Here is a 26664-nt window from a genome sequence, read left to right as displayed (position 1 = left end):
TCAACGTCTTTTGCAAATGGAGAGTGCGGATGAGCGTTAAAAAGATCGTTCTTATAGTTAAACCGTCGCCAACGTTAGGTCGTTCCCCTCTGCATGGTACAGGCGGAGGTCTTTTTGGCTGGTATCGATCCGGTGATTACCTCTTAAGATTAAAAAACAGGATGGCCGCCGAGGGCATCGACTGGCGGGCGGAGCTTGATACTACCGAATCCGATATAGAGAAACTCATCGAGCAGAACGTCACGCTATTGGTTTGTGTTCCCGGATTGCGTTTTCAGTTTTACCGCGAGGGGTTTGATAAAAACCATATTGTTTATTTAACGACGATGGAATATGCCAATGGTGACGTCATGCCGGTAATGAGAAAAGTCAGGGAAATAATAGATAAAGCCGGGGCGTGATGAGTCCGACGGCAAACAGTATTGCGAGGGATAACACCGCGAAGGAGATCATAAATTTGTCACGAGCCACGCGAGATTGAGAAAAATCGTCATTCACCACATCCAGCACATTTCGGCTGCGGGTATAGCGCCAGAGAATGATCGTAACCGCAGCCAGTACGGCAACAGAGACCCAGAACAGGCCCCCAGCCTGATGCCAGTTATGTTTTACCGCCAGGGCCATCAGTGCCCCATATCCCAGCAGGGTACGAAACCAGGCCAGTGACGTGCGTTCCGGCTGGAGCCCCGGATCGGCGATCCGACGTGCTTTACGACTATCCGGCATACAGTACCAACGCGATGACCATCACCGTCACGCTCATCAAAAGCATGCTGATTATCAACAAGTTGTAGGTGTATGGCAGGTCCTCCTTCAGCCGCATGGCCTTCTCATTACGCAACCAGCGCAGGTAGCCATAAATCGCCAGACCACCGGCAAACAGGCACAGCAACAGTGCCAGTAATTCACGAATGACGGGGGTAGCAAAGTCCTGAGCCAGCTGGTCCAGACCCACCCCCGCAGCCAGAAATCCGAGTGCGGTGCGGATCCACGCCAGAAAGGTACGTTCATTTGCCAGTGAGAAGCGGTAATCCGGAGCTTCTCCGAGATGGGAGATCTTCATGGTTGACCTCGCCTTTGCTGATGCTTGTCTACAGCGCTCATGGCGGTTCGCATACTGTCATGGGAGATCAGGCCATTGATTTTGAAAAACAGAATATCGAAGGCAATCATCTGTAAAATCTGCGGCGTCACCATCCCCAACTTCTCATGGGCTTCGGTGTAGCTGTAAGCGATAACGTGTTCCGCCAGCGCGCTGGCTCTGTTTTTGCCATAACGCGTAAGGGCGATGGTCTGCGCCCCGCCATTACGGGCAAGGGTCAGCGCCTCTATCACCTCTTCGCTCTCCCCCCGGGCGGAGACAGCCAACAGTACATCGCCAGGGCCGAGCAGCGACGCCTGCACCAGTTGGGTGTGATAGTCATAGTTGAACTGCACGTTCAGGCCACAGCGAATCAGCTTGTGGTTCATATCCAGAGCAATTAAGGCGGAAGAGCCAATCCCTACCAGCACAACCTTGCGGGCGTTAACCAGCAGATGAGCACAGGCATCTATGACCTCAGGCTCAATAAGATCCAGCGACTGCTCTATCTTGCTGGTGAAAAGCCGCTTTGATTTTGCCACGATCTGCGCGGTGCTATCATCGGTCTCAATCCCCTCGTAGATCTCCTGCCTGACGGCTGCGCTGTCGGGCTTTGCAGCGGCCAGCTGCAGCTTCAGGTCGGGAAAGCCATTGCAGCCCAGCATTCTGGCGTAGCGAATCACTGTTGAATCGCTGATGTCCAGCGCTTGCGCTACACGCGTGGCGCTCATCGTGGAGAGGTCAAATCCCTGGGCAATGATAAAGGTAGATATCGCCCGCTCGCCACGCTTGCCGGTGTGCACCAGCGCCCTGATTTTGCTGATAATCGTGTCCATAGTTATTCCAAATTACTCTGTAGGATCGGTAAAACCAAGCAGCATCGCTGCCAAAAAACCGACGACCCAGGCACAACCTACCGCCAGCAGAAAAGGCAGGATCTGGCCTGGCCCCACCAGCGGCAGCAGCGACAGCCCGGCCGTACCGAACGGGATAATGATCCCAACCTTGCAGGCAGCCATAACCGCGCCCCCCGCAGCGCCGCCGATGCAGCCCGCGATAAAGGGCTTGCCCAGCGGCAACGACACGCCAAACAGCAGCGGCTCACCGACGCCGATAATCCCCACTGGCAGCGCCCCAGCGATGGTTTTTTTCAGCCGCGGATTTTTCGTCTTCAGATAGACATAAGCCGCAGCCCCGACCTGCCCCATCCCGCCCATCGCCAGAATAGGAAACAGGTAGTTAAGACCAAAGGTATCGAGGATCTGGGCGTGGATCGGAATCAGCCCCTGATGCAACCCGGTCAGCAGCAAGAACAGGAAGCCACCTCCCAGTACCGCACCGACAATCACCGACGCCGCAGAGTGATTGAGCAGCGCCAGAGAAACCAGATTACCCAGCCACAGGTTGACCGCATGGGCCGCAGGCTGCAGAACCAGCAGCGCCACGAGTGAAGAGAGCAGAATTGTCACCATCGGGGTCAGGATCAGGTCAAGGCTCTCTTTACACCAACCACGAAACCAGAGTTCAAACTTAGCCGCAAACGCGCATACCAGCAGCACAGCAAAAATACCGCCGCCGCCCGGCGTCAGGCCAAAACCGAATAGCTTAATACCCGCCAGGTCCGGAGCGGTAAGGATCGCCGCCATCACCGCGCCAATCGCCGGGGAAGCCTGCAACTCTTTCGAAGTGTTCATACCTATCATAACGGCCAGCACGGTGAAAACCGCTTTGCCGATGACGGTGAATAGCGTGAACAGCTCTTGATGGCTGGTCACCACTGCGGGAAACAGCAGCTTCACAACGTTAATCAGGCCCAGGATCAGACCGCAACCAATCAGCGCCGGGATCGTCGGGACAAAAATTGCCGCCAGGGTGTTGAGCGCACGGCGCACGGATAATGGTTTCCTCTCCGCTGACGCAGCCGGGGATGCCTCCGATCCACCCCGTCGCTTATTGAGCACTCCCGCGACTTTTGCCGCGGTGCCCATCCCGACAATAATCTGAAACTGCTCACCTGCATCCACCACGCCTTTAACACCTTCGGTTTTGCGCAGCGCGTCGGCATTAAACTGCGTGCGATCGGCCAGTACGATGCGTACCCGGGTCATGCAGTTCGTCAGTGTAACGACGTTGGCAAAACCGCCAATATTTTGCTCAATAGCATCCGCCACAGCTTCCAGATGATCTATCTTATTCGCCATGTTGTTCACCTCCGGTCCCTAGCTGTGATGTTAACGAGCGGAATGGCTCGGCGGCCCTGGCTAACGCCTTTTCAGGCGTCAGGTTCAGCATCTGGCGTAGTACCGCTGCCCGCACGCTGTACCCCACCGATTGCAGCAAAGCTCTGGCACCTGGCTCATCAATGGCGCAAATCTGCTGCACCATATGTTCTGCGCGGCGGTAGAGTTTTTCGTTCGATGCCTTCACGTCGATCATAAAGTTGCCGTGTACCTTACCAAGCTGGGTCATAACGGCGGTACTGATCATCCCGAGCAGCATCTTTTGTGCCGATCCGCTCTTCATACGGGTCGAACCGGAGAGCACCTCCGCCCCCACGTCCGGCGCGATGGCGATATCTGCATGCTGCGAAATAGCGCTGAGACCCCGGGTGGTCAGGGCGATGGTTTTGGCTCCTACCTCACGGGCATAGTCGAGGGCAGCCAGCACGAACGGCGTGCGTCCGCTGGCGGCAATACCCAGCACTACGTCCTCCGCTGCCAGTTTTCGGCAGCGTAAGGTTTCTACAGCGGCGGAGCGATCGTCTTCAACGTTCTCTACGGCGCGCAGCATCGCGTCCAGACCACCCGCGATCACCGCCTGAATCTGCTCAGGATCGGTGCCGAAAGTGGGAGGACACTCGGCAGAGTCAAGCACACCAAGGCGTCCGCTGGTACCCGCTCCGACATAAAAGAGTCGACCGCCTTTTTTCAGCTGCGCCGTAATCAGGCGCACCGAGGCTTCTACCTGAGGTAAAACCTGGCTAATTGCCTGCGGAACGCAGGCATCGTGTTGATTAAGCAGCGCCAGCATATCCGACAGCGGCAAATCCGCGAGATTAACGGTGTCGCTATTCTGTTCCTGGCTAATGGTCAGAGAGAGGGTATCCATAATGGGAGGGTTTCCTTGAAATGTTTCGACATTTTTATCATTACAAAATGTCGATAAACAACATTCCACTGATGGAAGTGTGATTGCGCGCAGAAAACAAACGATCGGTAGCTAATCACCTGGGGTACCGTTACTGGTACTCCAGTGCAAAGGTCGCCGTTGCCGTAAAGGGGCCTTGCAGCAAGGTTTTGTTGGCCAGCGCTATCGGTTCGCCCTGGACAAATGCCTGGAGCACAATATCCATATCGCCTGGCGTCAGAAGGGTCTGCGGTCCCTGCATATTCAGGGGCAAAAGTTGACCCCCGGTGGTTTCGATGCCCACCGCCACGCCTTGCGCCACACTCGACGCATCCAGCGCCAGCAATCCCGGCAGCGCCGGGCTCTCTCGACCGCTGAAGGTCAGTTTTACGCCGGTGAGTACCGCCGTATCACAGTCATCGAGATACAGGTGGAACGATTTGCTCGGGGTTCGCGTCTCGCGGTACAACGATTTATCGATTACCGTCCCGAAAGGCAGTTCAAGATCTTCGCTTCCTGCACGTAGCGTACAAGGCGCATTCACCAGCGCGCCGCGAAACGCCAGATTCTCCACTGCCTTGACGGGGGCTGATATCAGCAACGCCCATCCCATACACAGCACTCCTTGCCATCGATTCATCAGGCACTCTCCTATTCATACTCGGCCAATAAAGTGGCCCGTGCCGTAAAGGCCCCAGGCCCCGGCTTCTGCGCGGGGTTGGCAACCGGTACCGCCGTCAAGGTGGGCGGGTTCACCGGGTCCACGACCACGGGGGTATTTAAGGCAAATGCCTTGCCTGCAAGCTCAAGGCGAATGCCCAGTCCGCTCTTGTCGGTCTGCACCGCGGCGTTATCGAAGCTCACCGGATTGCCCTGGACGCTCAGCTTAACGGTCCCTGAGCCACGACAAACCAGCTGGTACTGAATTGGTTCCCGGTAGCGCACGCCATCCAGATGGCGGATAACCAGGTTATTACCGAAATCAACCTCAATCAGGTGGCCGTCATTGACGAGGCAAGGCAGCGACTCAACCAGCCCCCCTGCAAAGGTGACCTGAACGGCATAGGCTGACGGCACGCTGGATGCTAACCACAGGATCAGGGCATGGGGTATTCCTTTCATTACGATTTCCTTACTGATAATCCACCACCAACGTAGAAGCAGCCGTAAATGCTCCCCCAGCCAGGCTCCCGCCCGCTTCCCTGACCGGTACCACGGTCAGGACCGGGCGAGCCGGGTCGCTAAAATTAAGCCATGTATTCACCGGCAGTTTGCTACCGCCGCTGCGCAACTCCAGTCCCAGTCCGGTTTTACTGGTGCCCAGTAGGCTGGCATCAAACCCTGCCCCGCTCCCCTGAAACTGCAGCCGCAATGTGGCATGGGTCGCCCCAGTGCAGTTCAGCGTGTAAGGGATATTTTGCTCGTAATTCACGCCGTTGAGATGGCCCACCAACATGTCATTCGCAAACGTCACCGCAATATCATTGCCGCTGTTGATGATGCACGGTGGTGGAACCACCAGGGTGCCGATGAATTTGACGCTGACCGCCTGCGCGGGTAGCAGATAGCCCAGCGTTAACATCAGACTCAGAACCCAGCCCGGCGTGCCGATCGGACTCATAGAACCTCCACCAATAGTGTTGCCGTACTCGTAAACGCTCCGCCGGGTAAAATAGCGCCGGGGCGTTTCACCGGGACCGCCTTGATAGCGGGCGGCGTGGCAGAATAGGTAAAGTTGAGCCACTCTCCCTGATTGAGCGCAGCACCGTCCGGCTTCAGTAACCTGATCCCCAGATCCGCGATATTGGTGGCCAGTACCGTGCGATCAAAGGTGCTCCCGGTCCCCTGAACACTCAGGCGTAAGGTCGAGGGATTGTTACGGCAGCTGAGGGTAAACGGCACCGGCGTAATGTAATGGCTGCCATCGATACTGGTGGTTTCCAGCGCGACGCCGCCATTAAACTCCACCGTGATATCGCTGTTTGCATTCAGGGTACAGCTCGGGCTACTCACCACCGTACCGATGATAGTGAAGTCAATATAGTTGGAGGCCTGTACCGAAGGCAGAGACAACATCAGCCCTCCAATGGCGGCCGACAGGCTACACCTGCCTGTTGAGGTCGCGAGGTTTTTCAGCCAACGGAGCTGTACGTTATTCATAATTCAACCTGAAATTGACCTGGGCCAGATAGGCACCCGCCTGCAAGGGCGCACCGGTACGCTCCGGTACGATGTAATAGGTCAACACGTTGTTGCCGGGGGTCATTAACTGCGGCTGTCCAGGCAGTCCGGGCATGACGTTGCGATGTGAGACGTCCGTCAGACGAATCCCCATGCCGCTCACGCCGCGCGCCATAAACAGCTGCGGATTCCAGGTATCCTGCGCCCCGGTAAAGGTCAGCGAGACCGCCGGCTGGTTAGCGCTCCAGACCAGGTTGCCCTGCAGATCGCGATGACTGGCAGCGTTACGCAGGCAGTCCTGCAGATGTAGCTTCACCGCCACCGCTGTACCCCGATCTCCGACCCGATGCAAACGCGCAGTATCGACGTTTCCCAACGACACCGTCTGGTCGGCGCTGCTCATTTCGAGATGACAGGGGCTCTCAGTCAGCGCCCCCGAAACGCGTAGTACCCCGTGGAGACCGTCAATCGTTCCCGATGCGGCCTGTACCATCGTAGGCAGAAAAATAACCAGCATCCCGCCGATCAAACCGTGGCTCCAGGCGGCTTTGCCGGGCAGTATTGTCTTTTCCATGAGGGGTCCTCTCACTATTCCGTCACTCTTTATGCCCGCAGGACATCGCCGATCCCTTGTGTCAGCCACCCGGGATTATTTATCGCGTTTGCTTTCATCGACATGGCAGGAATTGCCGGCACAACGAAACGATAATGTGGGTTGACCGCCATAGTCGTTCACATAAACCAGCACCGGTGACGTGCCTAGCGTGGCTGCGCTGCCGCCGAGCCGGATACTGCTTTTCGGGGCGATCATCAGCGGCTCAAATCCTGCCACCACCGCACCGCCTTTCTTAGCGCTCGCGCCCAGCAGCGTGACAAAATATGGTGTTGGGTTATTGACGGTATAGCTGTCGCCATTTTTAGCAAGCGTCAGCTGTTCCTGAAATGGCGTTGCCTGTTGTTTTGCCGCCGCTTCCGCCAGGGCCACCGGGCGATAGAACATCTTGATGCGCGTCTGCAGCGCTATCTGCAGGACGTTGGCCTTATCGCTCTTCGGCGGAATTTCGCGCAGATTGAAATAGAACAGCGATTCACGATCCTGCGGCAAAGCATTTGCGCCCGCCATCGCCTGGATTTTCACCTGAGTTTGTCCCTTGGGTTCTACACGCTGCACCGGTGGTAGTACTGTAAAGGCGCTCTGTCCTTCCAGCTTGACCCCCTGCGCATCTTCCAGCCAACCCTGAGCCAGATAGGGCAGCTCCGGGTTCTGGTTGCGCACGGTCAGGCTGACCGATTTCTCATTACCCGGGAACACCACCCGGGTGCGATCCAAGGAGATGGCCGCCTGAGCGGAGGTCATCGCAACCGTCAGCGTGGAGATCGCCAGCAGCGATGTTAAAAACGTATTTTTTGTGGTCATGGCCTTGCTCTCTTTCTCGTAAACTGGCTTATGTGGCGTTGTGTACAGACCCGTTCTTGCCCGTAGGCACGAGAACGGTTAACTCTTAACGCATGGCAATAGCAGGCTGCTCACCATGCCGGCCGGGATCGCCGGCGGTAGCGTCAGTCGGCACTGTTCCTGGCTGTTCCAGTGCACGGTAAGGGTTTCACCCGCCTGCAGGCCGCTCAGATAGACGTTGCCTGCGTCAGATACCATGCCGGCTTCCTGGCGTCTGGCGTTGAGGACCGTGGCGCCAAATGGCGGGACAGATCCGTCGGCGAGGCGGATAACCGCCATCGCTTTATCACCGGCGATAACCTCAAAGTGGCGGTAGCCAATGGCCCCTTCGGTCAGCGTGCCCTGCACCACTGAACGGGTGGCCTGGGCGTTATCGGCCAGTTTGTCGACATCGATCCGGATGCTGTTGCGGTAATAGCTGGTCACATCGGAGACCACCGCTTTACCAAACAGGTTGGAGTTCACCGTGCTGCCATAGCCACCAACCGGCACGCCGGAGACCCCATCGGTATCGACCAGCATGCGGGTCCCTCCCAACAGGCCGACGCGATGCAGCGCGCCCCCTTCGCTGGTAAGCGTGGCGCCGCCCATCAACGACATGCCGAACTGGCTGTACTGCCCGGCACGATAGCTGGCCATGCCGTCAACCTGCGCCAGCGTTCCCCGGTGTGAGTAATAGACGTTAAGATCGGCCTTGCTGTCGGATAACCCGGCGCGCAAGGTGTAGTTGTCCGCATCGCCAAGGCGGCTGGAATAACTCACCGCATTGGTATTCGCGCTGGAGGCATAAGAGCCGGAATAGCTCACGATGCCGGTATCACCCCATGGCATCGACAGCGCCAGGTACACGCCATCGTCGCTGGTATTGTTGAAGTTGTTGCGATAGGCCGTCAGCGACAGGTTAATGTTGCGGAAACGGCCGATATCAAAGTAACGGGCAATCGTCAGGTTATAGCGATCGTTGGTTGCCTGATCCCAGTAGGTCTGATGGCTGTAGTTCAGATAGGCGCTTAATCCCAGGGACTGCAGCTGCTGGTTGAAGGTAATGGTATACATTTCTTTACTACGCCCGACGGGCGAGCCGCTGGGACTGTTTCGCGCACTCAGGAAGTCACCCATCGACATAAAGCGGTTGTCAGAGAACCGGTAGCCGGCAAACGTCACCTGGCTATTGGTCTGGTCAAAGCGCTTCGAGTAGCTCAGACGGTATGACCCCCCTTGCAGCGTCCCCTGCTGCGGCAGTCGGGCGCGAGACTGGGTGACATCCGCAGACAGCGCGCCGAAGACCATCAGGTCGCGCCCGAGGCCAATCGACAGTGCGGAATAGTCGTCGCCCGCAAGCCCGCCGCCATACAGCGACCAGCCGTTGCTGACCCCCCAGGAGAATTCCCCGGTGGCAAATACCGGCCCGTTGACCTGATGCTGCCAGTCCGAGGGCCTCCCGGCGGCAACTTTAAAGCGCAGCCGGCCAGGACGGGTCAGATACGGAATAGTGGCAGTATCGACCTGGAAATTTTGGACGCTACCGTCGGCCTCTTCGATCCGCACATCCAGCGCCCCGGACACCGCACTGTCCAGATCCTGAATACGGAATGGCCCGGCAGGTACCAGTACCTCTTTGATGACCCGCTGCTGCTGGCTGATCACCACTTTGGCGTTGCCGCGCGCCACGCCGCTCACTTCCGGCGCGTAGCCGCGCAGGTTTGGTGGCAGCATATTGTCGTCGGAAATCAGGCTACCGCCGGTAAACCGGAAGCTGTCGAAAATATCGGAATTAAGAAAATCTTCCCCAAGCGTCAACCGGGCACGCAGAGGCGTCACCGCTCGCCAGGCAGTGTATTGCGTCCAGTCGAAGCTCTGATCGGTCGGCTGACCCGTTCCGGTCTGGTGATTAATTCGCGTCTGCCAGCTGGCGCGGAACCGCCACGGGCCAAGGTTGGCGCCGGTCACCCCGTTGCCGCTGAGGTTGTAACCCTGAATGCCGGTCTGGTTCTGACGTTGTGTTTGTGCGTTGAAGTTGTAGTCCAGCAGGATCCCGGGGATCCCCTCTTCCCAACGCGCGGGCGGGTCCCAGTTGGCATCGCTGTAGACCAGGTAGGCTTGCGGTACGCTGAGATACAGAGTGTTGGTACCGAGATCGGCGCGAATTTCCATACCCTTAAGACTGCTGGCATCCAGGCACTGCGACTGGTGCCACCAGTTCAGTCCCTTCATCGCTTCCTCGGTCAGGCCAAGCTGCTCGACCATGGCCGGCGTCAGACACGCGAGGCTGCCTTTGGGGTCATTCTCTGGTGCGTAAAAGCTAATGTGCTGTGCCGGCATTCCCTGACTATTGAGGTTGATCCCCAACTCATAGGTTCCGGGCAGAATAAAGCCCTTACGGCTAAACTGGCTTAAATCAATGTTGTCACGGTCGTTAAGATCGAGAATATCAGTGTTGAACTGAATATCATTCGCCTGCGCCACACTTACCGCTCCAGGCAATAAGCAGCACCTTAAACTTGCCCGACATAAAACGGCAAGGAGCGAGCGGGAAAAATAACGCACCATGAAGAAATTCCCTTTAGTAATAATCGATTCTGAAGCGTATTGCCGAACGGTAATTCCCTGCGTGCAACGTTTGCTGATTCCCCACAAGACTCAGGGTATAACGCAGCTGCATTTCTTCCGGGACGACGAATCTGGTCGGCATGGCTGTTCCGGGTCTGGCTCTGACGCCAGTGACATCGTGTATCATCAAGGCCACCCCACGAGCCTCGCCCGTTAAGCCAAAATGACCACGGTCGTTATCACCGTCAAAGGTCACCATAAAGCGCTGCCAGTTGGTCTGCGCCGGGTCGATACGTGTCAGAACACAATTCACCAGGCGGATAGAAAACAATTTTTTTGGTCCGCGGCCATCCCGAATAAGCTGACTAAGCGGCATTGTGCCCATGGACAGACTTTGATCGCGCCCTCCGACATCGATCGCGCAGGGCGTCTCTACGATGGAACCTTCCACACTGACGTGCCCCTCGCCAGAAGAGGCAGCAGACCATGAACAGGAAGCTAAAATCGTGGCGCAGGAAATCAGCACAGAGGGCGCCGTACCCTTGAAAGCGTCATGAATCCATTTCATTGCCCTACTCCATGGGATAATCAGAGGAACCTGCGGCATGGGCGCCGCAGGTTGACTAACACCGGAACGGACTTAGTTGTAATTCAGCATGAAGTTGGTCGGGACGCTGAAGCTACCCGGGACGATAGTCGCGGTGCTACCACCACCTTTCAGCGCCGCTGTAAAGGCCAGTGAGTTGCTACCATTTTTCAGCGTCTGGCCGTTGGTTGGCGTGTTCAGTTTGACCTTGGCACCATCACCTTGAGCCATCAGGATATAGGCCCCTTCGGCAGAACCGATCAATGCCAGGCTATCCGCGTCATAGCTGGATGCGGCGCCGGTAAAGGTCACCGTCACTTTGTCGCGAGTCCCTGCCGTGGCAATCACACAATCAACCAGTTCAATGCTGAACGGTTTCGGTGTGGAAATACCGGTATTACCATTAGCAGCCAGAGCGACGTTAGAAATAGCGCCTAAAGGAATAGTCTGGTCAGCAGAACCTGCAGTAATAGAGCACGGTGCATCAACAATTGAACCCGTGAAAGTAATTTTCCCTTCACCTTCATTTGCTGCATTTGCCACTGATGCCATACCCAGTCCCATGGTCATAACGGTAGCCAATACAATTTTATTCAGTTTCATCTTTTTTCCTTAAGTCCTTAAAAACGCTAATTTATGTGAATATAACGAATCGCTCTGAATAGTATCCATTCAGGCCAGCGCCCCTCTTTTGCGGTATACACATAAAAAGGAGTGCTGGAAAAACAGATGCATTCAGTTTGCATCCTTTCATTTTTATAAAAAGGATCCTGGTAAAACAGGCCGGAGAATGTTTTCACATCAAGTTCAGTACTCGATTAAACTGGCCGTTCATTTGCGCCAGAACAATCGACCTTATAAGCTTTCAGGTCGATTTAATTGCGCTGCAATGCGCCATCGCTTTGAGTTTGATGATGTTTTTGTTAATTTTCCACCGTGTTTTGGTGTTAATAAACTATCGCTAAAAATATTTTTTAAAAGATGTTTTTGATCAAAAATGCATTTCAAAACAAAATAACAGCCACTTAATTCATCACTAAACCTGAGAATTTTTACAATGGAATGAGCACCTTTCAATGGCATTAAATCCTGTAAATATGAATTTAGCGATCAATTTGATCAAAAAGTCACTGATTGATAGCATATGAAACCGTTGCGATAGCTTGCCTTGCGGTATGCCGCCAAAGACATTCGGTGCGTTAAAGCTTGTAACATGCTGCTTAATAAGAATCTTCTTGCGTGCGAATAGCGTAATCTTAAAAAAACATGGAGCACATGGTCATGCGAACTTTCTTATTATTTAAAGAAAAATCTTAAAGGCAATCAGAAAGACTAAATAACATTGACTGTTTTTCATCAGGCTAAAAAACTGAACACATAGCCGTCTTGATTAGCGATAAACGGCATTTTTGCATTTCAGTGCATAAAAAATAAAGGACGTGTCGATTTTGTGCTGCCAGAAAGTACAGATTCAAGGAGATACAATGAAAACATCTATCACCATTGCGCTGCATGACACTAATATTTTCTTTGTACAAGGCATGCGGCACATTTTAGATGATTACTTTCTTGCAAAGGGAATGACCGTCAGATTTACACCGGCAAATAATGGCCTTCGGGCGAACCTGATTGTGAATAGTGCCTTTCCTTGGGGAGGGGAGAAAAAGATCATGAAAATGACGGTAATACATGAACAATTTTGGGGGGATTGTCTTTATCTACAGGGTACTATCAACCGCAATGAGAAACCGGTGGCAATAGTCAATCTGCTGGATAAATTGTTGACCCCTGCCGGGGCTCACATTTTACAGGGTGAGATCTCCCTCATTCGCTTTACGTCGCGTGAACAAGACGTACTGCTAAAGATAGCGGCGCAGCTGCCGCTAAGCCAAATTGCCCGAAAAATGCAGCTTAGCGTAAAGACCGTCAGCTCGCATAAACACTCGGCGATGCGTAAATTACAGCTCACCAGCAACCAGGAGCTCTACGACTGGATGTTGCAAAGCGGCATGATTATTCAGCATCAAAATCACCCCTGGCGTTCAGCATCAAGCGAAGAGTCACCGCTGCCATAAGGGATACCTCGCCGGTTCAACGGGGGCGACGAGAAGCATCAGACGGGAAGCCTGCCACGCTTCCCGCCCTTGGAACCATTGACTGACTTATCGGGCTATTTTTTACCGTTTGGTTTTAATTGCTCCCCGATTTTCAGGGCGAACAACTCTTCATCGCGGGTTGAAATCCGCACGCTGCCGTCGGCTAAACGATATGCACCTTCGGTAAATCCGGATCCGTTGAGAAACTGAGGGACGCTATCCACTTTATTCTGCAGCGCGGCTTCCAGGGCTAACAACGCATAGGGATCGATGTTATCGATATTGGCGTACTGGACATTTTGTTGGTCAACAAAAAAACCGTTCAGGCGGTGATGCTGCAGGATGTTATCTGCCACCTTCTGGGCCAGCTGCAGATAATGCTGTTGGCTGGTGGCCTGCCACAGATCAATAAGGGCGAAAATAGCGTACGGATCGCTGTTTTTGGTGCTCATATTGAGCTGCGCCTTTATGCCGTTTGGCTCACCGATGTCCCCTAACCCTTCGCTGCTGGCGATCCCGCGGGCGACCTTCCACAGCTCACTGTCTTTTGCCAGGGTATAGGCTCTGGCGTAGGACAACAGAAATTCACTGCCGGCCGGATAAGGTTTCAGTACGCTGCCTTTTTTACCGTAGTAGCCATCACGCGGTAAGGTGTAATTCGACAGGTCGGTACCATTGGCCAGCATCGGGCGGAAGGTATTATTGCTGGCGTCATAGGCGTAATGGGCAAAGGCTTTCAGTCCGTCGATCGTCCATTTCTGAATATCGGCGCCGTTGCTGCCCAATGATTTTGCCAGCGCCAGTTGCATCAGGGCATTTTCCGAATACAGCGTACTGGTTCGTCCCTTCAGCAGCATATTGCCTTCCAGTGCCGTTGGGCCAAACTCCGGCCCAAACTGACGCTGGGCGCGATCGCCATACTTCGAATTGGTATCGCTGTCGTCGCTGGTTTCCGCCCGTTTGAGCGGCTGAGTAAATTGATAGACGCCAAGGCCGGTTTGCTTATCACGCGGTAAAACGTACTGCTCTGCCAGGCGTTTTGCCCAGACCAGCGCCCCCGGTTCGTTATTGTATTTATACAACATCGATGCGGAGTAAATCAGGTCATTACCGGCATTGAGGAAGCTCAGTCCTTTAGTGGCAAAAAACGGCGGCTGTTGGGTAAAGCTATTGTCCCATAGTTTACCCATTTTCTTATCATACTGGCCGTGACGGCTGGTTTCGATTACCTCCCAGTCGTAGACATGTGCGTTCCAGAAACCGCGAATAAACCGCACCGTCGCCGGTTTATCCACCGCAAACATCAGCTCATAATAGGGATAGGCATTTTTTAATTCATGAACCAGTTCTTTCTCACTGGGCCCTTCGGGTTGCAGGGTTTTCAGATCAATAAAGCGGTGACCGCCCCAGATCAGTAATCCGCTGTTATCCTGATAATGTTTGAAATAATAGCGCACGGTTTCTTCGGCGCGTTTTTTATATTTCTCGTCACCGGTGAGATTGCTCAGGCCGACCAACACCCGCATCAGATTTTGCTGGGCCGAAAAGTTGGACAGCACCGCGGTGCGGCCATCAGGAAAGACCCACTGCATCTGTTCACCGGTTCTCGGGTCGACACCGCTGGCAAGTAGCGGTGATGGGTTACTGCCATGGTATTTATCCCCTGCTTTATCCAGCACGGTATCGGCAAAGGTTTTTACGGCATCTAAACGTGAGCTATCGGCATACGCCGTAGAGCAAGACAGCAGCAATAAACTGCTGGAGACAGCGATTACGCGGAAATTCATTGAAACCTCTTATTCTAATAATAAGCCTGCCACTTACAGAAATAGAGCCAACACGGCAAAACCTACCCCTGAGGCAGTCCCCTGGTATTGTGATGGTTACAGCTGATATTCGCGCCATAGGTATCTTCGCGGCGCTGGTGTGGCCCTAAACTAATCGCTCATATACACCTCCCTGTCAGACAATACGTATTTATCATGCACGACGAACAGGAACCGCGCAGTACATCACAAAACATCGTTTCATTTTAATTGAAATGGTTTGTGTTTAGGTTTCGATGATATTTAGGTTTGCCAGAACCCTCTTTTAAGTCGTTATCGCTCATCAGAATTGTCTTAATTCACGAAAAAACGTGTAACAGAATGGAAAGGATGTTTGAAAACGCCGTTCCTGGTCAGAGAACACCTTCGTGACAGGTGCCATTTTTATCTACGCCATCCGGAATCAGTCACATTTTTTTTGTGACAATGTCGGTGTACAAAACATAAACAACATCGGTAAAGATGTTTAAAAAATGTTACTAACACAGGTAAATCCTGATAGTTGTTCGGCGGTATTGCCAGAGTTCGAATCTGAACTGCATTATCATATAACACCCTGTTATATAATGCCTTTCCAGAAGTTTACGAAAAAATATTTTTGTCGCAGTTCACTTGCTGAATGTAAAACATTGGTTATATTTATGAGCAGATGTGAAATTTGAATATCCGAACACGTCTTCCGTTTGGATGTGTAAACCGACGAGGAATTTAATGAAACTGACACCAATAATGAAGGGAATGGTCTTAGCCGGTATGCTATCCACCATTGCGCTTCCTGCTCTGGCGGATGTTGCGCCTAAAGACGCAACGGCGGCCACTAAACAAACCAACGACGCGCTTTATAACCAACTTCCCTTCTCCGACAACACCGATTTCACCAACGCCCACAAAGGCTTTATTGCCGCGCTGCCAACCGAAGTGATTAAAGGTGAGCAAGGCAACGTCATCTGGAACCCTGAGCAGTACTCCTTCATTAAAGAAGGCGAAAAAGCGCCAGATACTGTTAACCCAAGCCTGTGGCGCCAGTCCCAGTTGATCAACATCAGCGGTCTGTTTGAAGTGACCGATGGTGTGTATCAGATCCGTAACCTGGATCTTTCCAACATGACTATTATTGAAGGGAAAGAAGGGATTACCGTCGTTGACCCGCTGGTTTCTGCTGAAACCGCGAAAGTCGGGATGGATCTGTACTACAAAAACCGCGGTAAAAAACCGGTAGTTGCCGTGATTTACACCCATAGCCACGTTGACCACTATGGCGGCGTGCGCGGGGTGATTGACGAAGCCGATGTGAAATCCGGCAAGGTCAAAGTCTACGCACCGTCCGGATTTATGGAAGCAGCTGTAGCGGAAAACATCATGGCCGGTAACGTCATGAGCCGCCGCGCCAGCTACATGTACGGCAACCTGCTGAAGCCTGATGCGAAAGGCCAGGTGGGCGCCGGTCTGGGGACCACCACCTCTGCCGGTACGGTGACCCTGATTGCCCCAACCAACATCATCGAAAAAGATGGCCAGAAAGAAGTGATCGACGGCCTGACCTACGACTTTATGCTGGCTCCGGGCTCCGAAGCACCGTCTGAAATGTTGTGGTTTATCGAAGAGAAAAAACTCATCGAAGCAGCGGAAGATGTGACCCACACCCTGCACAACACCTACTCCCTGCGCGGCGCGAAAATCCGTGAACCGCTGCCGTGGTCAAAATATATCAACGAAGCGATTGTGCGCTGGGGTGATAAAGCTGAGATCATCATGGCTCAGCACCACTGGCCGACCTGGGGCAACGAAAACGTGGTTAACCTGCTGAAAAGCCAGCGTGACCTCTACCGTTACATCAACGACCAGACCCTGCGCATGGCGAACGAAGGTCTGACCCGTGACGAAATCGCCGCCAAATTCAAACTGCCGGACAGCCTGGCGCATACCTGGGCCAACCGCGGTTACTACGGTTCCGTCAGTCATGACGTGAAAGCGACCTACGTGCTGTACCTCGGCTGGTTTGACGGCAACCCGGCAACCCTCGACGAACTGCCGCCGGAAGAAGCGGCGAAGAAATTCGTTGAGTATATGGGCGGCGCCGATGCCATCATGACCAAAGCGAAAGAAGACTACGCACAGGGTAACTATCGCTGGGTAGCGCAGGTCGTCAGCAAGATTGTCTTCGCGGACCCGAAAAACCAGGATGCGCGTAATCTGGAAGCCGATGCACTTGAGCAGTTAGGCTATCAGGCTGAGTCTGGCCCGTGGCGTAACTTCTACCTGACCGGTGCACAGGAATTGCGTAACGGCGTGGTGAAAGGACCAACGCCAAATACCGCCAGCCCGGATACCGTGCGTGCCATGACCCCGGAAATGTTCTTCGACTATCTGGCGGTCCATATTAACGGTGAAAAAGCCGGTAAGGCCAAAGCGGTGTTTAACATCGACCTCGGCAACGACGGCGGCAAATATAAGCTGGAGTTGGAAAACGGCGTGCTGAACCACACCGCCAATGCCGAAGCGAAAGACGCTGATGCGACCATCGTGCTTGACCGTGCGACGCTCAACAAAATCATCCTGAAAGAAGAAACGCTGAAACAGGCTGAAGATAAGGGCGAAGTCAAAATCACCGGGAACGGTGACAAGCTCAACGAGATGCTGGGCTATATGGACAAGTTTGAGTTCTGGTTCAACATCGTTACGCCGTAAACCATCGCGACGTCATAACCCTCAGGCCCGGGAAATACTCCCGGGCTTTTTTATTTTTAAATAATATTCCTGGAACGGTATTATTCCACTATCTGACGTCATTGCTGAGAAATAAAATCGCGTAGTATTAAACATTTCACCATTAAAACACAATATGAGAGAAGTGTTTTTAATCATATTTAGCCATGTTATTTGCCGGTAATCATCCTCTATACTCCCCGTCAACATCACCGCTACCGGATATAAACTACGCGAAACCGTAAATGTAATTTATGTAAACACCCGGAAACCCCGAAAGGACAGGGAGAACACGTCATTATTATTTATCATTCCCCTGCCAGAGATATTTTCCCCTGCCATTAAATAATGCCCGCTGGTTTGCCTGGTAAGTCGGCCGGTATTTTTAGTGTCTTGTTCTGACTGACAATGGAGTCTCTATGGTGTCTAGCCACCAACATCTACTCAGCGGCACAAATATTCGGTTACGTTCACGTTTATTGTGGTGTCGGGCCGTCATTTTCATTCTTCTGCTGTTGGCGGGAGCCAGCTGTTATTTTGACTTACCGCACGCGCAGCAAAATATCTGGTTTATATTTGCCCGCCCTCTGATTGCCGCACTGTTACTGATATGCGCGGTGATCGAAAACGCCCTCCGCCACTGCCCACCGGCGTTAACCTCACTGGCGGATAAAGATAACGCCGCCGGCAAACGATTCAGACTCTGGCGTTCGCCGCAGGTTCGGCTCTGGACGGGTCATGGCTATCAACTGCTGTTAACCGCCCTCTGCGCCCTGCTGGCTATTTCCATCGTCAGTCACAATGCGTTGATTAGCGCGGCACAACCCCCGCTGAAGAGCGCACTGATCCCGGTGAGCCTGGCGTTGCTGGCGATCTGCTTCGCGCTGTTAGTGGGTGAACGCATGATGAGCCTGCGCCGCATCCGCCACTGGCCCCAGAAAAGCGCCTGCATCGGTTTGCTGCGGGCGTTACTTAGCATTTGTCTGCTGATAACCATCGCCCTCGCGGTGTCGTGTTTCGCCCCGACGCCTGCCGGCTGGATCGTGCAACTGGCCAGCGCCATCGTCCTGCTGATTGCCGTTGAATTCTTCCTGCGATCGCTGGCCGCCATGCTGGTCATCCCGGCGCCAGATAAAGCCCGCCCCTTCTTAACCCAGAGCCTGCTCGCAGAATACTATCGTTGGCCGCTGAATCCGCTGCTGCTGATCCGCAAAAAAATCATGCAGCACTTCGGTGTGGATATCAGCAAAATCCAGGCCTTTCGCCTGATGGGCAAGATCTTCTTCCCGGTGTTCTGCAGCGCCGTCCTGGTGGGCTGGCTGATGAGCAGCGTCAATGAAGTGTCACTGCATCAGCGTGGCGTCTACGAGCGCTTCGGTCGCCCGGTCGATGTCTTATTGCCGGGGTTACATATGGGGCTGCCGTGGCCTTTTGGCCGGGTGATTGCAGTGGATTATGGCGCGATTCACGAATTGCAGCTCAACGAAAAACCTTCCGCCTCTTCGCTCGCGCCACCAACGACGGCCAGGACCGTGGATGCCATTGAAGGCCCGGCCCCACAGAGCAGCTGGCGTTTGTGGGATAACACCCATGCGACAGACCAGGCGCAGGTCATCGCCAGCGCGTTGGGGAGCAAGCAGAGTTTCCAGATTGTGAACATGGATATCCGCTTGATCTGGCGTGTCGGGATGGACAATCGCGATGCGATCAACAGCCTGTACCGCACTGACGATCTTCCAACTACCATCCAGCGCATTGCCAGCCAGGTGCTGACGCAGTATTTCGCCCATCAGCAACTGGACGTTCTGCTCAATGAACAGCGCGCGGCGATGGCGCTAACCCTTAATCAGGAGATCCAGCATCGTCTGGATGAACTCGACATGGGTGTCGAGTTGCTCTCGACGCAAATCGAGTCGATTCATCCGCCAGCCGGGGCTGCCAATGCCTACCACGGCGTGCAGGCGGCGCAGATTGTCGCCAACGCGCAGATCGCCCATGAACGCGGTTATGCCGCGGTCCAGGGGAATGACGCCCATCAAAAAGCCACCAAGGCTATTGATGCGTCACAGGCCACGGCAACGGAAGTCCAGGCGAATGCCAATAATGCGTTGACCATGTACAGCGCTGAGCATGATGCGTGGGCCATTAACCCCGAGGCATTCATCAACGAGCGACGTTACCAGACCATGAGCAAAGCGCTTTCCCATGCGCCACTCCTGATTATTGATAGTCAGGTCGCCGGTCAGCATGCGCCGATGCTCGATTTACGTCAGTTTTCACCTTCAGCGCAATAATTCTGATTGATACAACAAGGCCAGTGCAAAAATGAAAATTCATACCATTACCACGCCTGCGACCCCCGGAAAAGTAGGGCTTGTCCCCACAACGTCGCCGTCAGAAATGTCTCGTCGTACCCGGAAATGGCCGCGATATGCTGTCGCTATCGTGTTAGTCATCCTTGCCCTGTTAACCGCGTGCCTGGTGCAGGTGCATGCCGGGAGCGCGACGATTATTACCCGTTTTGGCAGCCCGGTGCGGGTGCTGTTAAATCCGGGCCTCGGATGGCGTCTGCCGGCACCTTTCGAAACGCCACTGGAGGTCGATTTACGCAGCCGCTCCACGTCAAGTGGTCTGCAGGATGTCGGCACCCGCGATGGTTTGCGGGTGATCGTTCAGGCGTGGGCCATCTGGAAAGTCAGCCCGGATAAGCCGCATGTCTTGCGTTTCATCCGCGCGGTGCAGAACCAGCCGGATGAAGCAGCCCGCCAGATCCGCACCTTTATTGGCTCGGCGCTTGAGACTACCACCAGTAACTATGCCCTCGCTGATATTGTGAATACCGATGGCAAACAGGTGAAAATTCCGCAGCTGGAACAGCAGATCAAGGATCAGCTGAAAACCCAACTCTTGAACAGCTACGGCATCGAACTGATCCAGGTCGGCATCGAGCGTCTGACCTTACCGGCGGTTACGCTGAACGCCACCGTCGACAGAATGCGTGCCGAAAGAGAAACCATCGCCACCGAACGCACGGCTGAAGGTAACCGCCAGGCGGCAGAAATTCGCTCCAGAGCCGACCGCGATGCGCGTATTACCGTCGCTGATGCCTCGGTTAAAGCGGCGACCATTACCGCCCAGGCGCAGAAAGACTCGGCGGCGATTTATGCCAAAGCCTATGCACTTGACCCCCAGCTCTACAATTTACTGCGCTCACTCGACACGCTGAATGATGTCGTCAACAAGAGCACCCGTATTGTTCTGAGCACTGATTCTGCGCCGTTTACCTCGCTGGTACAAAAACCCAACGATGTCGCTAAGGCCGCGCCATGAAAAAACAATCCATAGGTAACAGCGCCTGGGGGCAATCCTACCGCATCGCATTTTTTGCCCTGTATGGCGCCACGCTACTGGCAGCGGCGGCCTGGTTATTTTCGAGCTTTCATCAGGTGACGCCTGATACCCAGGCGGTGGTGTTTCGCTTCGGAAAACCGCTGACCGTTGAGCACTCCGGGGTGCTGTTTGCCTGGCCAAAGCCGGTTGACCAGGTCGAAATCATACCGGGTCCGGCGCGGATCTTGCAGCATAATGTACTACCGTTGCAGCGCGACCAGCAGCTCAAGCAGCTCAGCGCTGCACAGCACGAAACCGATGCCGGTGCCGGGGCGGGCTATCTGCTGACCGGTGATGCCGGAGTGGTTCAGCTCAACATGCAGGTGTTCTATCGCATCAGCGATCCGCTGCGCTATGTCCTGCAACGCGATCATATCAATGCCCTGCTCGACCGCCTGGCACAGCGTGCCGCGACCCTGGTCTCTGCCGGGCGTGACCTCGATACTATTCTGGTTGCCCGACCGGAGATGATGCAAAACGATAGCCATGCCGCCCAGGAGCGTTCCCGGCTGCGCAGCGATCTCAAACAGATGATGGAGCACGATATCCAGCGCCTGGCGAACAGCAGCAACAACCCAGGGATCACCATTGAACGTATCGATGTCTCTTCCGCGCTTCCCGATAGCGCGGTCGAGGCGTTTAACTCAGTGCTGACCGCCAGCCAGCAGGCGGAACGCGATGTCGCGCAGGCGCAGAATGATGCCACCCTGCAGTTACAAAAGGCACAGCAACAGGCCGACCGGGTGCTCCAGCAGGCCGAGGCGAGCAGCAGTGAAACCCACGCCCAGGCCGAGGTCGCCACCCAGACCATCACCAAGCTGGCGCAGACGCGCGCCACCGCGAATGGCGCGGGGATGTTGCAACGTATCTGGCGCGATCGTATCGCCACGGTGTTATCCCACGCCGGGTCGGTAGTCACCGTCAATCCGCAAGACAACAGCCAGTTAATTTTACCGGGGCCGGTACCAAAAGGCGGGTCCTTCGAGTCGTTGCCGCTTTACGGGAGTCTTCCATGAGCCATCAATGCAGTCACGGACATGTCCATATCCACCCTGACTTTAGTCAAGCGTTGCTAACCCCGGAAGAGCGCCGCCGGATGACCGTGCAGCTGACCCTGGCGATGAGCACGATTGCGCTGATCCTGTTGAGTGTGTTGTGGCGCTACATCGCGCCCCAGCACACCGCCATCAGCGACCTGCTCGCCGGCGTGGCGTGGCTTATCGTCGCTATTCCGGTATTTCGTGCGGGCTGGCACAGTCTACGTCACCCGGATTTGCATGGCGTGACGGATCTGCTGGTCGTACTGGCCATGCTCGGCGCGTGGGCGCTGGGGGATCTGGTGACCGCTGCACTGCTGCCGGTGCTGATGATTTTCGGTCACATCCTTGAAGAGCGCAGCGTGATGGGAACCCGCCAGGCCATCGCCGGGCTGACGCAGCTGACCCGCAGCAAGGCCCGTCGTGTGAAAGACGATGGTTCGCTTGAGGAAATCGACAGCCAGTCCATTCGCCAGGGGGACGTGGTTGAAATTCGCGCCGGGGATAAAGTGCCGGCTGACGGCAGGATATTGAGCGGCTATGCCAGCCTCGATGTGGCCTCCATTACCGGTGAATCCGTTCCGCAAGAAGCGGGCCCCGGCAGCACGATCTACGGCGGAGCTATCAACCTGAATGGTTTACTGCGCATGGAAGTTACCCACACCGGCGAGCAATCGACGCTGGGTAAAGTGATCGCCCTGATGAAAGATGCCGAGCAGGCCAAACCACCGATCACCCGGATGCTTGAGCGCTATGCCACGCATTATCTGGTGCTAGTGTTGTTGATTGCCGCCAGCACCTGGTTTTTAACCTACGATAGCCAGGCGATGCTGGCGGTTCTGGTGGCTGCCTGCCCTTGTGCGCTGGTGCTGTCTGCCCCCGCCACGGCGATGGCCGGGGTCGCGGTCGCCGCGCGTCACGGGATTTTGATCCGCAATGCGGCCTTCCTTGAAGAACTGGCCGATGTCGATGCGCTGATCATCGATAAGACCGGCACGCTAACCCAGGGGCGTCTGCAACTGGTTGATGTAGTACTGGCACCTGACGGCGATTACCACGCCGTGCTGCAACTTGCCGCCGCACTGGGCGCAACCAGCAGCCACCCGGTCAGCCATGCGCTGGCGGAATATGCTCAGGCGGATAGTCATATCATCATCGAGCAGGCTGAAGAGAAGCAAGGCATGGGGATTGTCGCCCACACCGCCAGCGGCACGGCACTGCTGGGACGTGCCGACCTGTTTGCCGCTTTTGATGTCCGCCCCCTGCCGCTTCCGGAACACAATGGCCCGCTGGTTGGTCTGTCCCTTGATGGCGTCTTCAAAGGTTGGCTGCTGTTGGCGGATACGCTGCGCCCGGAAGCGTACGGCGCCCTGCAGGAGCTGGTACAAATGGGTATAGATAAGCAGCTCATGCTGACGGGCGACCGGCTGCCGGCGGCCAACAGCGTGGCGCAATCGCTAGGCATTCAGGATGTCGTGGCGCAAGCGATGCCGGCAACTAAGTTACATGAGGTGCAGAAAGCGGTCTCTGAAGGCTGGCGACCGTTGGTTGTGGGCGACGGTATTAATGATGCGCTGGCCCTGAAAGCCGGTGCCGTCGGGATGGCGATGGGCGCCAATGGCGCCGATATCGCGCTGGTCTCTGCCGATGTGGTCCTTACCGGAAGCGACCTGCGTCGCCTGCCTTGTGCCATCCGGCTGAGCCGGAAATGTCGGCGTACCCTACTGGTTAACGTCTTTATCGGTATCGGCTGGACCATCATGATCGTCGTGGCGGCAGCGCTTGGATGGTTAGGTGGCGCCGGTGCGCTGGTTGCCGCATTGCTGCATAACCTGAGCACTCTGATGGTACTCGGCAACACCGGGCGCTTGCTGCAGTTTGATGAGACGAAGTAAGAGTAGATTATTACTTATTGATTTTTAATAAAATAATGAAAAACGCGTGCGCTGTGTGAATTCTGTCATTTTTGCAGTAGCACTATGCGGAAACATTCACGCAGGCACGCGGATTTTTCAGGCTAACTTTCCTGGCAAACGTCAGGCCGTCGGCTGCCCGGCGAGCCAGGCATATACCGACGCGAGATCCTGACCGGCATACCCTTCGTCGGCCGCCTCATCCCAACAGTCGGCAATTTTGGCGAGGATCGGTAATTCGGTTCCTTCTGCGGCATCAAGCGCCAGCTTCGCGTCCTTCAATGCATGGCTCAGCTGCATCTGTGGGGTGAAGTCATTGCCGGCGATCATATCCAGTTTGCCTTTGATATAAGGCGCGGCCAGCGGGCCACCGTCCAGTGCGCCCCACAACGCCTGCGGCGTAAAGCCTAACTTTGCCGCCAGCAGCGTGCTCTCCGCCACCCCTTCCATCATGGTGATCAGCCACGCGTTGAGCACCAGCTTCATTTTCTGGCTGTCCCCGGCTTCGGCATACCATTGTGTACCACGGGCGATCGCGGCAAATACCGTTTCGGCATCTGCGCTGCGCTGGCGGTCGCCGCTGGCCAGCACCAGAATCTGGGCATTCTCGGCGGGCTTCTTAGTACCCGACACCGGCGCATCAAGATAAACCATGGTCGGGCGCAGGGATTCCAGCAGACCAATGGCGTCGCGGGTACTCTCTACGCCAATGGTGCCCATCTGGCAAAAAATGGCCGAGGCCTGCGCAGCCGGGGCGATCTCGCGGATCGTCTGCAGGGTCGCTTCACCATCGGTCAGCACCGACAGGATCACGTTCGCCTGCGCCACGGCCTGCTGCGGCGTGTCATGGCGAACAAGCCCGTGCGCGAGTAAATCTTCACCCCGCTCTGGGGAACGGTTCCAGCCGTGAACGGTGAAGCCTTTTTTTAACAAATTACTGGCAAATGCATGCCCCATCGCACCCAGTCCCAGAACGGCGACAGCCGGTAAACTCATGACATTTTCTCCCGCGTGTAGGTTTATTTCCTCCTGCCGTGACCTGAACGTCCATCACCGCGGCGGAGTATAAGGCCATCCAGTATGCCTGTTTCTGCCATCGAGGCCACTACCATTGTGGCCTTTATCCGCCAAAACAGCGGGTTATCCATGCGAAAAAAAGCCGGAGGTGTTCCTCCGGCGATGACGAGTCTTTTGCCAGCAAACGTTGCTCAGCGCGGATAGTTACCCACGGCACGGTTCACTGCCGCCCAGGCGGTTTTCACATCTCTTTGCCCCATCGCCAATGATTGTCGGGCCTGGATATCGCTGCGCTGTGCATCCAGGACATTAATAAAGCTGGTTAATCCACCGTTATAACGTGCCTCAATAAGCCTGAGCGCCTGAGCTGCACTCTCTGAGCCAGTTTGCTGTTCGGTCAGTTTCTGCTGGGCGGCGGCATACCGGCTTAGCGCATCATCAATTTCCTGCCAGGCTTTCAGCACCGTTTTATGATAGTCAACGGCGGCCTGCTGCTGGTCGGTTTCGCGCAATACTACAGTAGCCTTGCGCCGTCCCCGGTCGAACAATGGCAAATTTAGACTCGGTCCGACAGACCAGGCGCGGCTGCCCCATTCGGTGAAGTTGTCGGCACTGTAGGTATCCATACCAATCTTCGCACCGAGCGTGATACTCGGGTAAAGCTCTGCTTCCGCCACACCGATTCTTGCCGTCGCGGCATGCAGATTCGCCTCTGCCGCCCGGATGTCAGGCCTGTTTAAGGCAACATCAGAAGGAATACCCAGCGCTAATTGCGGCAAAGCGCCAGCAGACAGGCTGTCGGATTTGTCGCGGAGTAAATCGTTAAGCGATCCTGGATGTTCGTTTAGTAAAAGAAGTAGCTGGTTTGTCGCCACACCTTCCTGCGCCTGTAGCTCGATGAGATTTGCTCGGGTTGCGGCCAGTTCGCTGCGCTGGCGCTCGAAATCCGTCTCATCAAGTTCACCGCCATCCGTTCTGGCTTTGATGAGGGTCAAGCGCTCATTGAGGGTATTCTCATCGTCTTTCGCCAGGGCAATTTGCTGCTGGATCCCCCGCAGGCTCCAGTAACTGTTGACCACATCCCCGACGATGCTTAACCGGGCAAGCTCAAGCATTGCCTTTTGCGCTTCGCTATCAGCGTCAGAGGCTTCGACTGCCCGGCGAACGTGTCCCCACAGGTCAATTTCCCAGCTAAAATCAAGCCCGCCCTGATACCAGTTATAGGGTTCGGCCATCAGCTGTATCAGTTCGTCGGAGTCAGGAAGCGCCTCTTTCAACGCCCGGGTTGAAGGGCTATTTTCACTTTGTTGTGCCCGGGTAATACTTGCGGTCGCATTCACTGATGGTGTTTGTTGCGACGAGGTCATACGTTGTTGCGCCCGGGCACTGGCGAAACGCAGCGCGGCACTTCTGATATCCGGGCTGGCAATTAATGCCTTTTCCACGAGCGCGTTCAGCACCGGGTCATTATATCGCCTCCACCACTGGTTATCGGTAACGGCAGTAGCTCCCGGGACCTGAAGTAACTGCGGATCAACACTTCTCCAGGTGGTCCAGTTTTCAGGCGTCGCCGGTTTTGGCGCTGTAAAATCGGGGCCCACGGTACACCCGCTCAGCAAGGTTAGCGCCAGTAAAGCCGCCATGACCGTTAATGGGTGGCGATTCAAAGGGGAAAAACGGTTATTCATCTTTATTCCTG

25 protein-coding genes are annotated in these 26664 nt (G+C 55.0%); 7 read left to right on the top strand and 18 right to left on the bottom strand.

Annotated features, from left to right (window positions below; all coding sequences use genetic code 11):
- The first annotated feature begins 29 nt into the window (after positions 1-29).
- The gene (locus ACMYSO_RS01835; RefSeq protein ID WP_434668989.1) at positions 30-401 is read left to right on the top strand and encodes a nitrogen fixation protein NifS; all 372 of its coding nucleotides are present in this window, start codon (positions 30-32) and stop codon (positions 399-401) included.
- On the opposite strand, the gene ACMYSO_RS01830 is transcribed toward ACMYSO_RS01835, so the two are convergent.
- The 15 genes from ACMYSO_RS01830 to ACMYSO_RS01760 all read right to left on the bottom strand — a co-directional run bounded on the left by ACMYSO_RS01830 (position 370) and on the right by ACMYSO_RS01760 (position 12063).
- The gene (locus tag ACMYSO_RS01830; RefSeq protein WP_434668988.1) at positions 370-726 is read right to left on the bottom strand and encodes a DUF202 domain-containing protein; all 357 of its coding nucleotides are present in this window, start codon (positions 724-726) and stop codon (positions 370-372) included. The two genes, ACMYSO_RS01835 and ACMYSO_RS01830, sit on opposite strands and share 32 nt — an antisense overlap.
- Positions 716-1063: a YidH family protein gene (locus tag ACMYSO_RS01825; protein WP_434668987.1), complete on the bottom strand. Its 348-nt coding sequence runs from the start codon at positions 1061-1063 to the stop codon at positions 716-718. Before ACMYSO_RS01825 ends, ACMYSO_RS01830 begins: the two co-directional genes overlap by 11 nt.
- A complete protein-coding gene (locus tag ACMYSO_RS01820; RefSeq protein WP_434668986.1) occupies positions 1060-1917 on the bottom strand; it encodes a MurR/RpiR family transcriptional regulator in 858 nt (285 codons plus the stop codon). Before ACMYSO_RS01820 ends, ACMYSO_RS01825 begins: the two co-directional genes overlap by 4 nt.
- 12 nt (positions 1918-1929) lie before the next feature.
- Positions 1930-3282 carry a PTS transporter subunit EIIC gene (locus tag ACMYSO_RS01815; protein WP_434668985.1) on the bottom strand — a complete coding sequence of 451 codons (1353 nt, stop codon included), beginning with the start codon at positions 3280-3282 and terminating at the stop codon, positions 1930-1932.
- Complete coding sequence (gene murQ, locus ACMYSO_RS01810; RefSeq protein WP_434668984.1) at positions 3272-4189, bottom strand: N-acetylmuramic acid 6-phosphate etherase; 918 nt, start codon at positions 4187-4189, stop codon at positions 3272-3274. Before murQ ends, ACMYSO_RS01815 begins: the two co-directional genes overlap by 11 nt.
- A 130-nt stretch (positions 4190-4319) precedes the next feature.
- Positions 4320-4847 (bottom strand): fimbrial protein, encoded by a 528-nt coding sequence (locus ACMYSO_RS01805; protein ID WP_434668983.1) that lies wholly within the window; start codon positions 4845-4847, stop codon positions 4320-4322.
- Positions 4848-4858: 11 nt separating this feature from the next.
- Entirely contained in the window at positions 4859-5329 is a 471-nt protein-coding gene (locus tag ACMYSO_RS01800; RefSeq protein WP_434668982.1) for a fimbrial protein, read from the bottom strand.
- A gap of 10 nt (positions 5330-5339) precedes the next feature.
- Entirely contained in the window at positions 5340-5828 is a 489-nt protein-coding gene (locus tag ACMYSO_RS01795; RefSeq protein ID WP_434668981.1) for a fimbrial protein, read from the bottom strand.
- Positions 5825-6367 (bottom strand): fimbrial protein, encoded by a 543-nt coding sequence (locus ACMYSO_RS01790; RefSeq protein WP_434668980.1) that lies wholly within the window; start codon positions 6365-6367, stop codon positions 5825-5827. The genes ACMYSO_RS01795 and ACMYSO_RS01790 overlap by 4 nt, the downstream gene beginning before the upstream one ends.
- Positions 6360-6962, bottom strand: a complete 603-nt coding sequence (locus ACMYSO_RS01785; protein ID WP_434668979.1) for a fimbrial protein — start codon at positions 6960-6962, stop codon at positions 6360-6362. The genes ACMYSO_RS01790 and ACMYSO_RS01785 overlap by 8 nt, the downstream gene beginning before the upstream one ends.
- 75 nt (positions 6963-7037) lie before the next feature.
- Positions 7038-7805 (bottom strand): fimbria/pilus periplasmic chaperone, encoded by a 768-nt coding sequence (locus tag ACMYSO_RS01780; RefSeq protein WP_434668978.1) that lies wholly within the window; start codon positions 7803-7805, stop codon positions 7038-7040.
- A 78-nt stretch (positions 7806-7883) separates the two neighbouring features.
- Positions 7884-10394 carry an outer membrane usher protein gene (locus ACMYSO_RS01775; RefSeq protein WP_434668977.1) on the bottom strand — a complete coding sequence of 837 codons (2511 nt, stop codon included), beginning with the start codon at positions 10392-10394 and terminating at the stop codon, positions 7884-7886.
- 13 nt (positions 10395-10407) lie between these two features.
- The gene (locus ACMYSO_RS01770) at positions 10408-10962 is read right to left on the bottom strand and encodes a fimbrial protein (RefSeq protein ID WP_434668976.1); all 555 of its coding nucleotides are present in this window, start codon (positions 10960-10962) and stop codon (positions 10408-10410) included.
- A gap of 72 nt (positions 10963-11034) precedes the next feature.
- On the bottom strand, positions 11035-11583 hold the full coding sequence (locus ACMYSO_RS01765; RefSeq protein ID WP_434584781.1) for a fimbrial protein: 549 nt from the start codon (positions 11581-11583) through the stop codon (positions 11035-11037).
- Between the two features lie 252 nt (positions 11584-11835).
- Positions 11836-12063, bottom strand: a complete 228-nt coding sequence (locus ACMYSO_RS01760) for a hypothetical protein (protein WP_434668975.1) — start codon at positions 12061-12063, stop codon at positions 11836-11838.
- 401 nt (positions 12064-12464) lie between these two features.
- Between ACMYSO_RS01760 and ACMYSO_RS01755 the strand changes: the two genes are divergently transcribed.
- Positions 12465-13055 carry a response regulator transcription factor gene (locus tag ACMYSO_RS01755; protein WP_434668974.1) on the top strand — a complete coding sequence of 197 codons (591 nt, stop codon included), beginning with the start codon at positions 12465-12467 and terminating at the stop codon, positions 13053-13055.
- A gap of 95 nt (positions 13056-13150) precedes the next feature.
- On the opposite strand, the gene ACMYSO_RS01750 is transcribed toward ACMYSO_RS01755, so the two are convergent.
- On the bottom strand, positions 13151-14863 hold the full coding sequence (locus ACMYSO_RS01750; protein ID WP_434668973.1) for a pectate lyase: 1713 nt from the start codon (positions 14861-14863) through the stop codon (positions 13151-13153).
- 750 nt (positions 14864-15613) lie between these two features.
- On the opposite strand from ACMYSO_RS01750, the gene ACMYSO_RS01745 reads away from it, so the two are divergent.
- From ACMYSO_RS01745 to ACMYSO_RS01725, 5 genes are all read left to right on the top strand, one after another.
- The gene (locus ACMYSO_RS01745) at positions 15614-17590 is read left to right on the top strand and encodes an alkyl/aryl-sulfatase (RefSeq protein ID WP_434668972.1); all 1977 of its coding nucleotides are present in this window, start codon (positions 15614-15616) and stop codon (positions 17588-17590) included.
- Positions 17591-18027: 437 nt separating this feature from the next.
- The gene (gene hflK / locus ACMYSO_RS01740; RefSeq protein WP_434668971.1) at positions 18028-19902 is read left to right on the top strand and encodes a protease modulator HflK; all 1875 of its coding nucleotides are present in this window, start codon (positions 18028-18030) and stop codon (positions 19900-19902) included.
- Between the two features lie 31 nt (positions 19903-19933).
- Positions 19934-20938 carry a protease modulator HflC gene (gene hflC, locus ACMYSO_RS01735; RefSeq protein WP_434668970.1) on the top strand — a complete coding sequence of 335 codons (1005 nt, stop codon included), beginning with the start codon at positions 19934-19936 and terminating at the stop codon, positions 20936-20938.
- Positions 20935-22014, top strand: coding sequence for an SPFH domain-containing protein (locus ACMYSO_RS01730; RefSeq protein WP_434668969.1), 1080 nt, complete (start codon positions 20935-20937; stop codon positions 22012-22014). The genes hflC and ACMYSO_RS01730 overlap by 4 nt, the downstream gene beginning before the upstream one ends.
- The gene (locus tag ACMYSO_RS01725; RefSeq protein ID WP_434668968.1) at positions 22011-23930 is read left to right on the top strand and encodes a heavy metal translocating P-type ATPase; all 1920 of its coding nucleotides are present in this window, start codon (positions 22011-22013) and stop codon (positions 23928-23930) included. The genes ACMYSO_RS01730 and ACMYSO_RS01725 overlap by 4 nt, the downstream gene beginning before the upstream one ends.
- Positions 23931-24071: 141 nt before the next feature.
- On the opposite strand, the gene ACMYSO_RS01720 is transcribed toward ACMYSO_RS01725, so the two are convergent.
- Together ACMYSO_RS01720 and ACMYSO_RS01715 are read right to left on the bottom strand one after the other, a co-directional pair.
- On the bottom strand, positions 24072-24944 hold the full coding sequence (locus ACMYSO_RS01720) for an NAD(P)-dependent oxidoreductase (protein ID WP_434668967.1): 873 nt from the start codon (positions 24942-24944) through the stop codon (positions 24072-24074).
- Positions 24945-25156: 212 nt separating this feature from the next.
- Positions 25157-26653, bottom strand: coding sequence for an efflux transporter outer membrane subunit (locus ACMYSO_RS01715; RefSeq protein ID WP_434668966.1), 1497 nt, complete (start codon positions 26651-26653; stop codon positions 25157-25159).
- Positions 26654-26664 lie beyond the last annotated feature (11 nt).

Origin of the sequence: Klebsiella sp. B345 (assembly GCF_051131735.1) — a bacterium.
Classification (GTDB): domain Bacteria; phylum Pseudomonadota; class Gammaproteobacteria; order Enterobacterales; family Enterobacteriaceae; genus Klebsiella.
The sequence above is the reverse complement of the archived record's forward strand: the minus strand, read 5'-3'. Positions and strand labels throughout refer to the sequence as shown.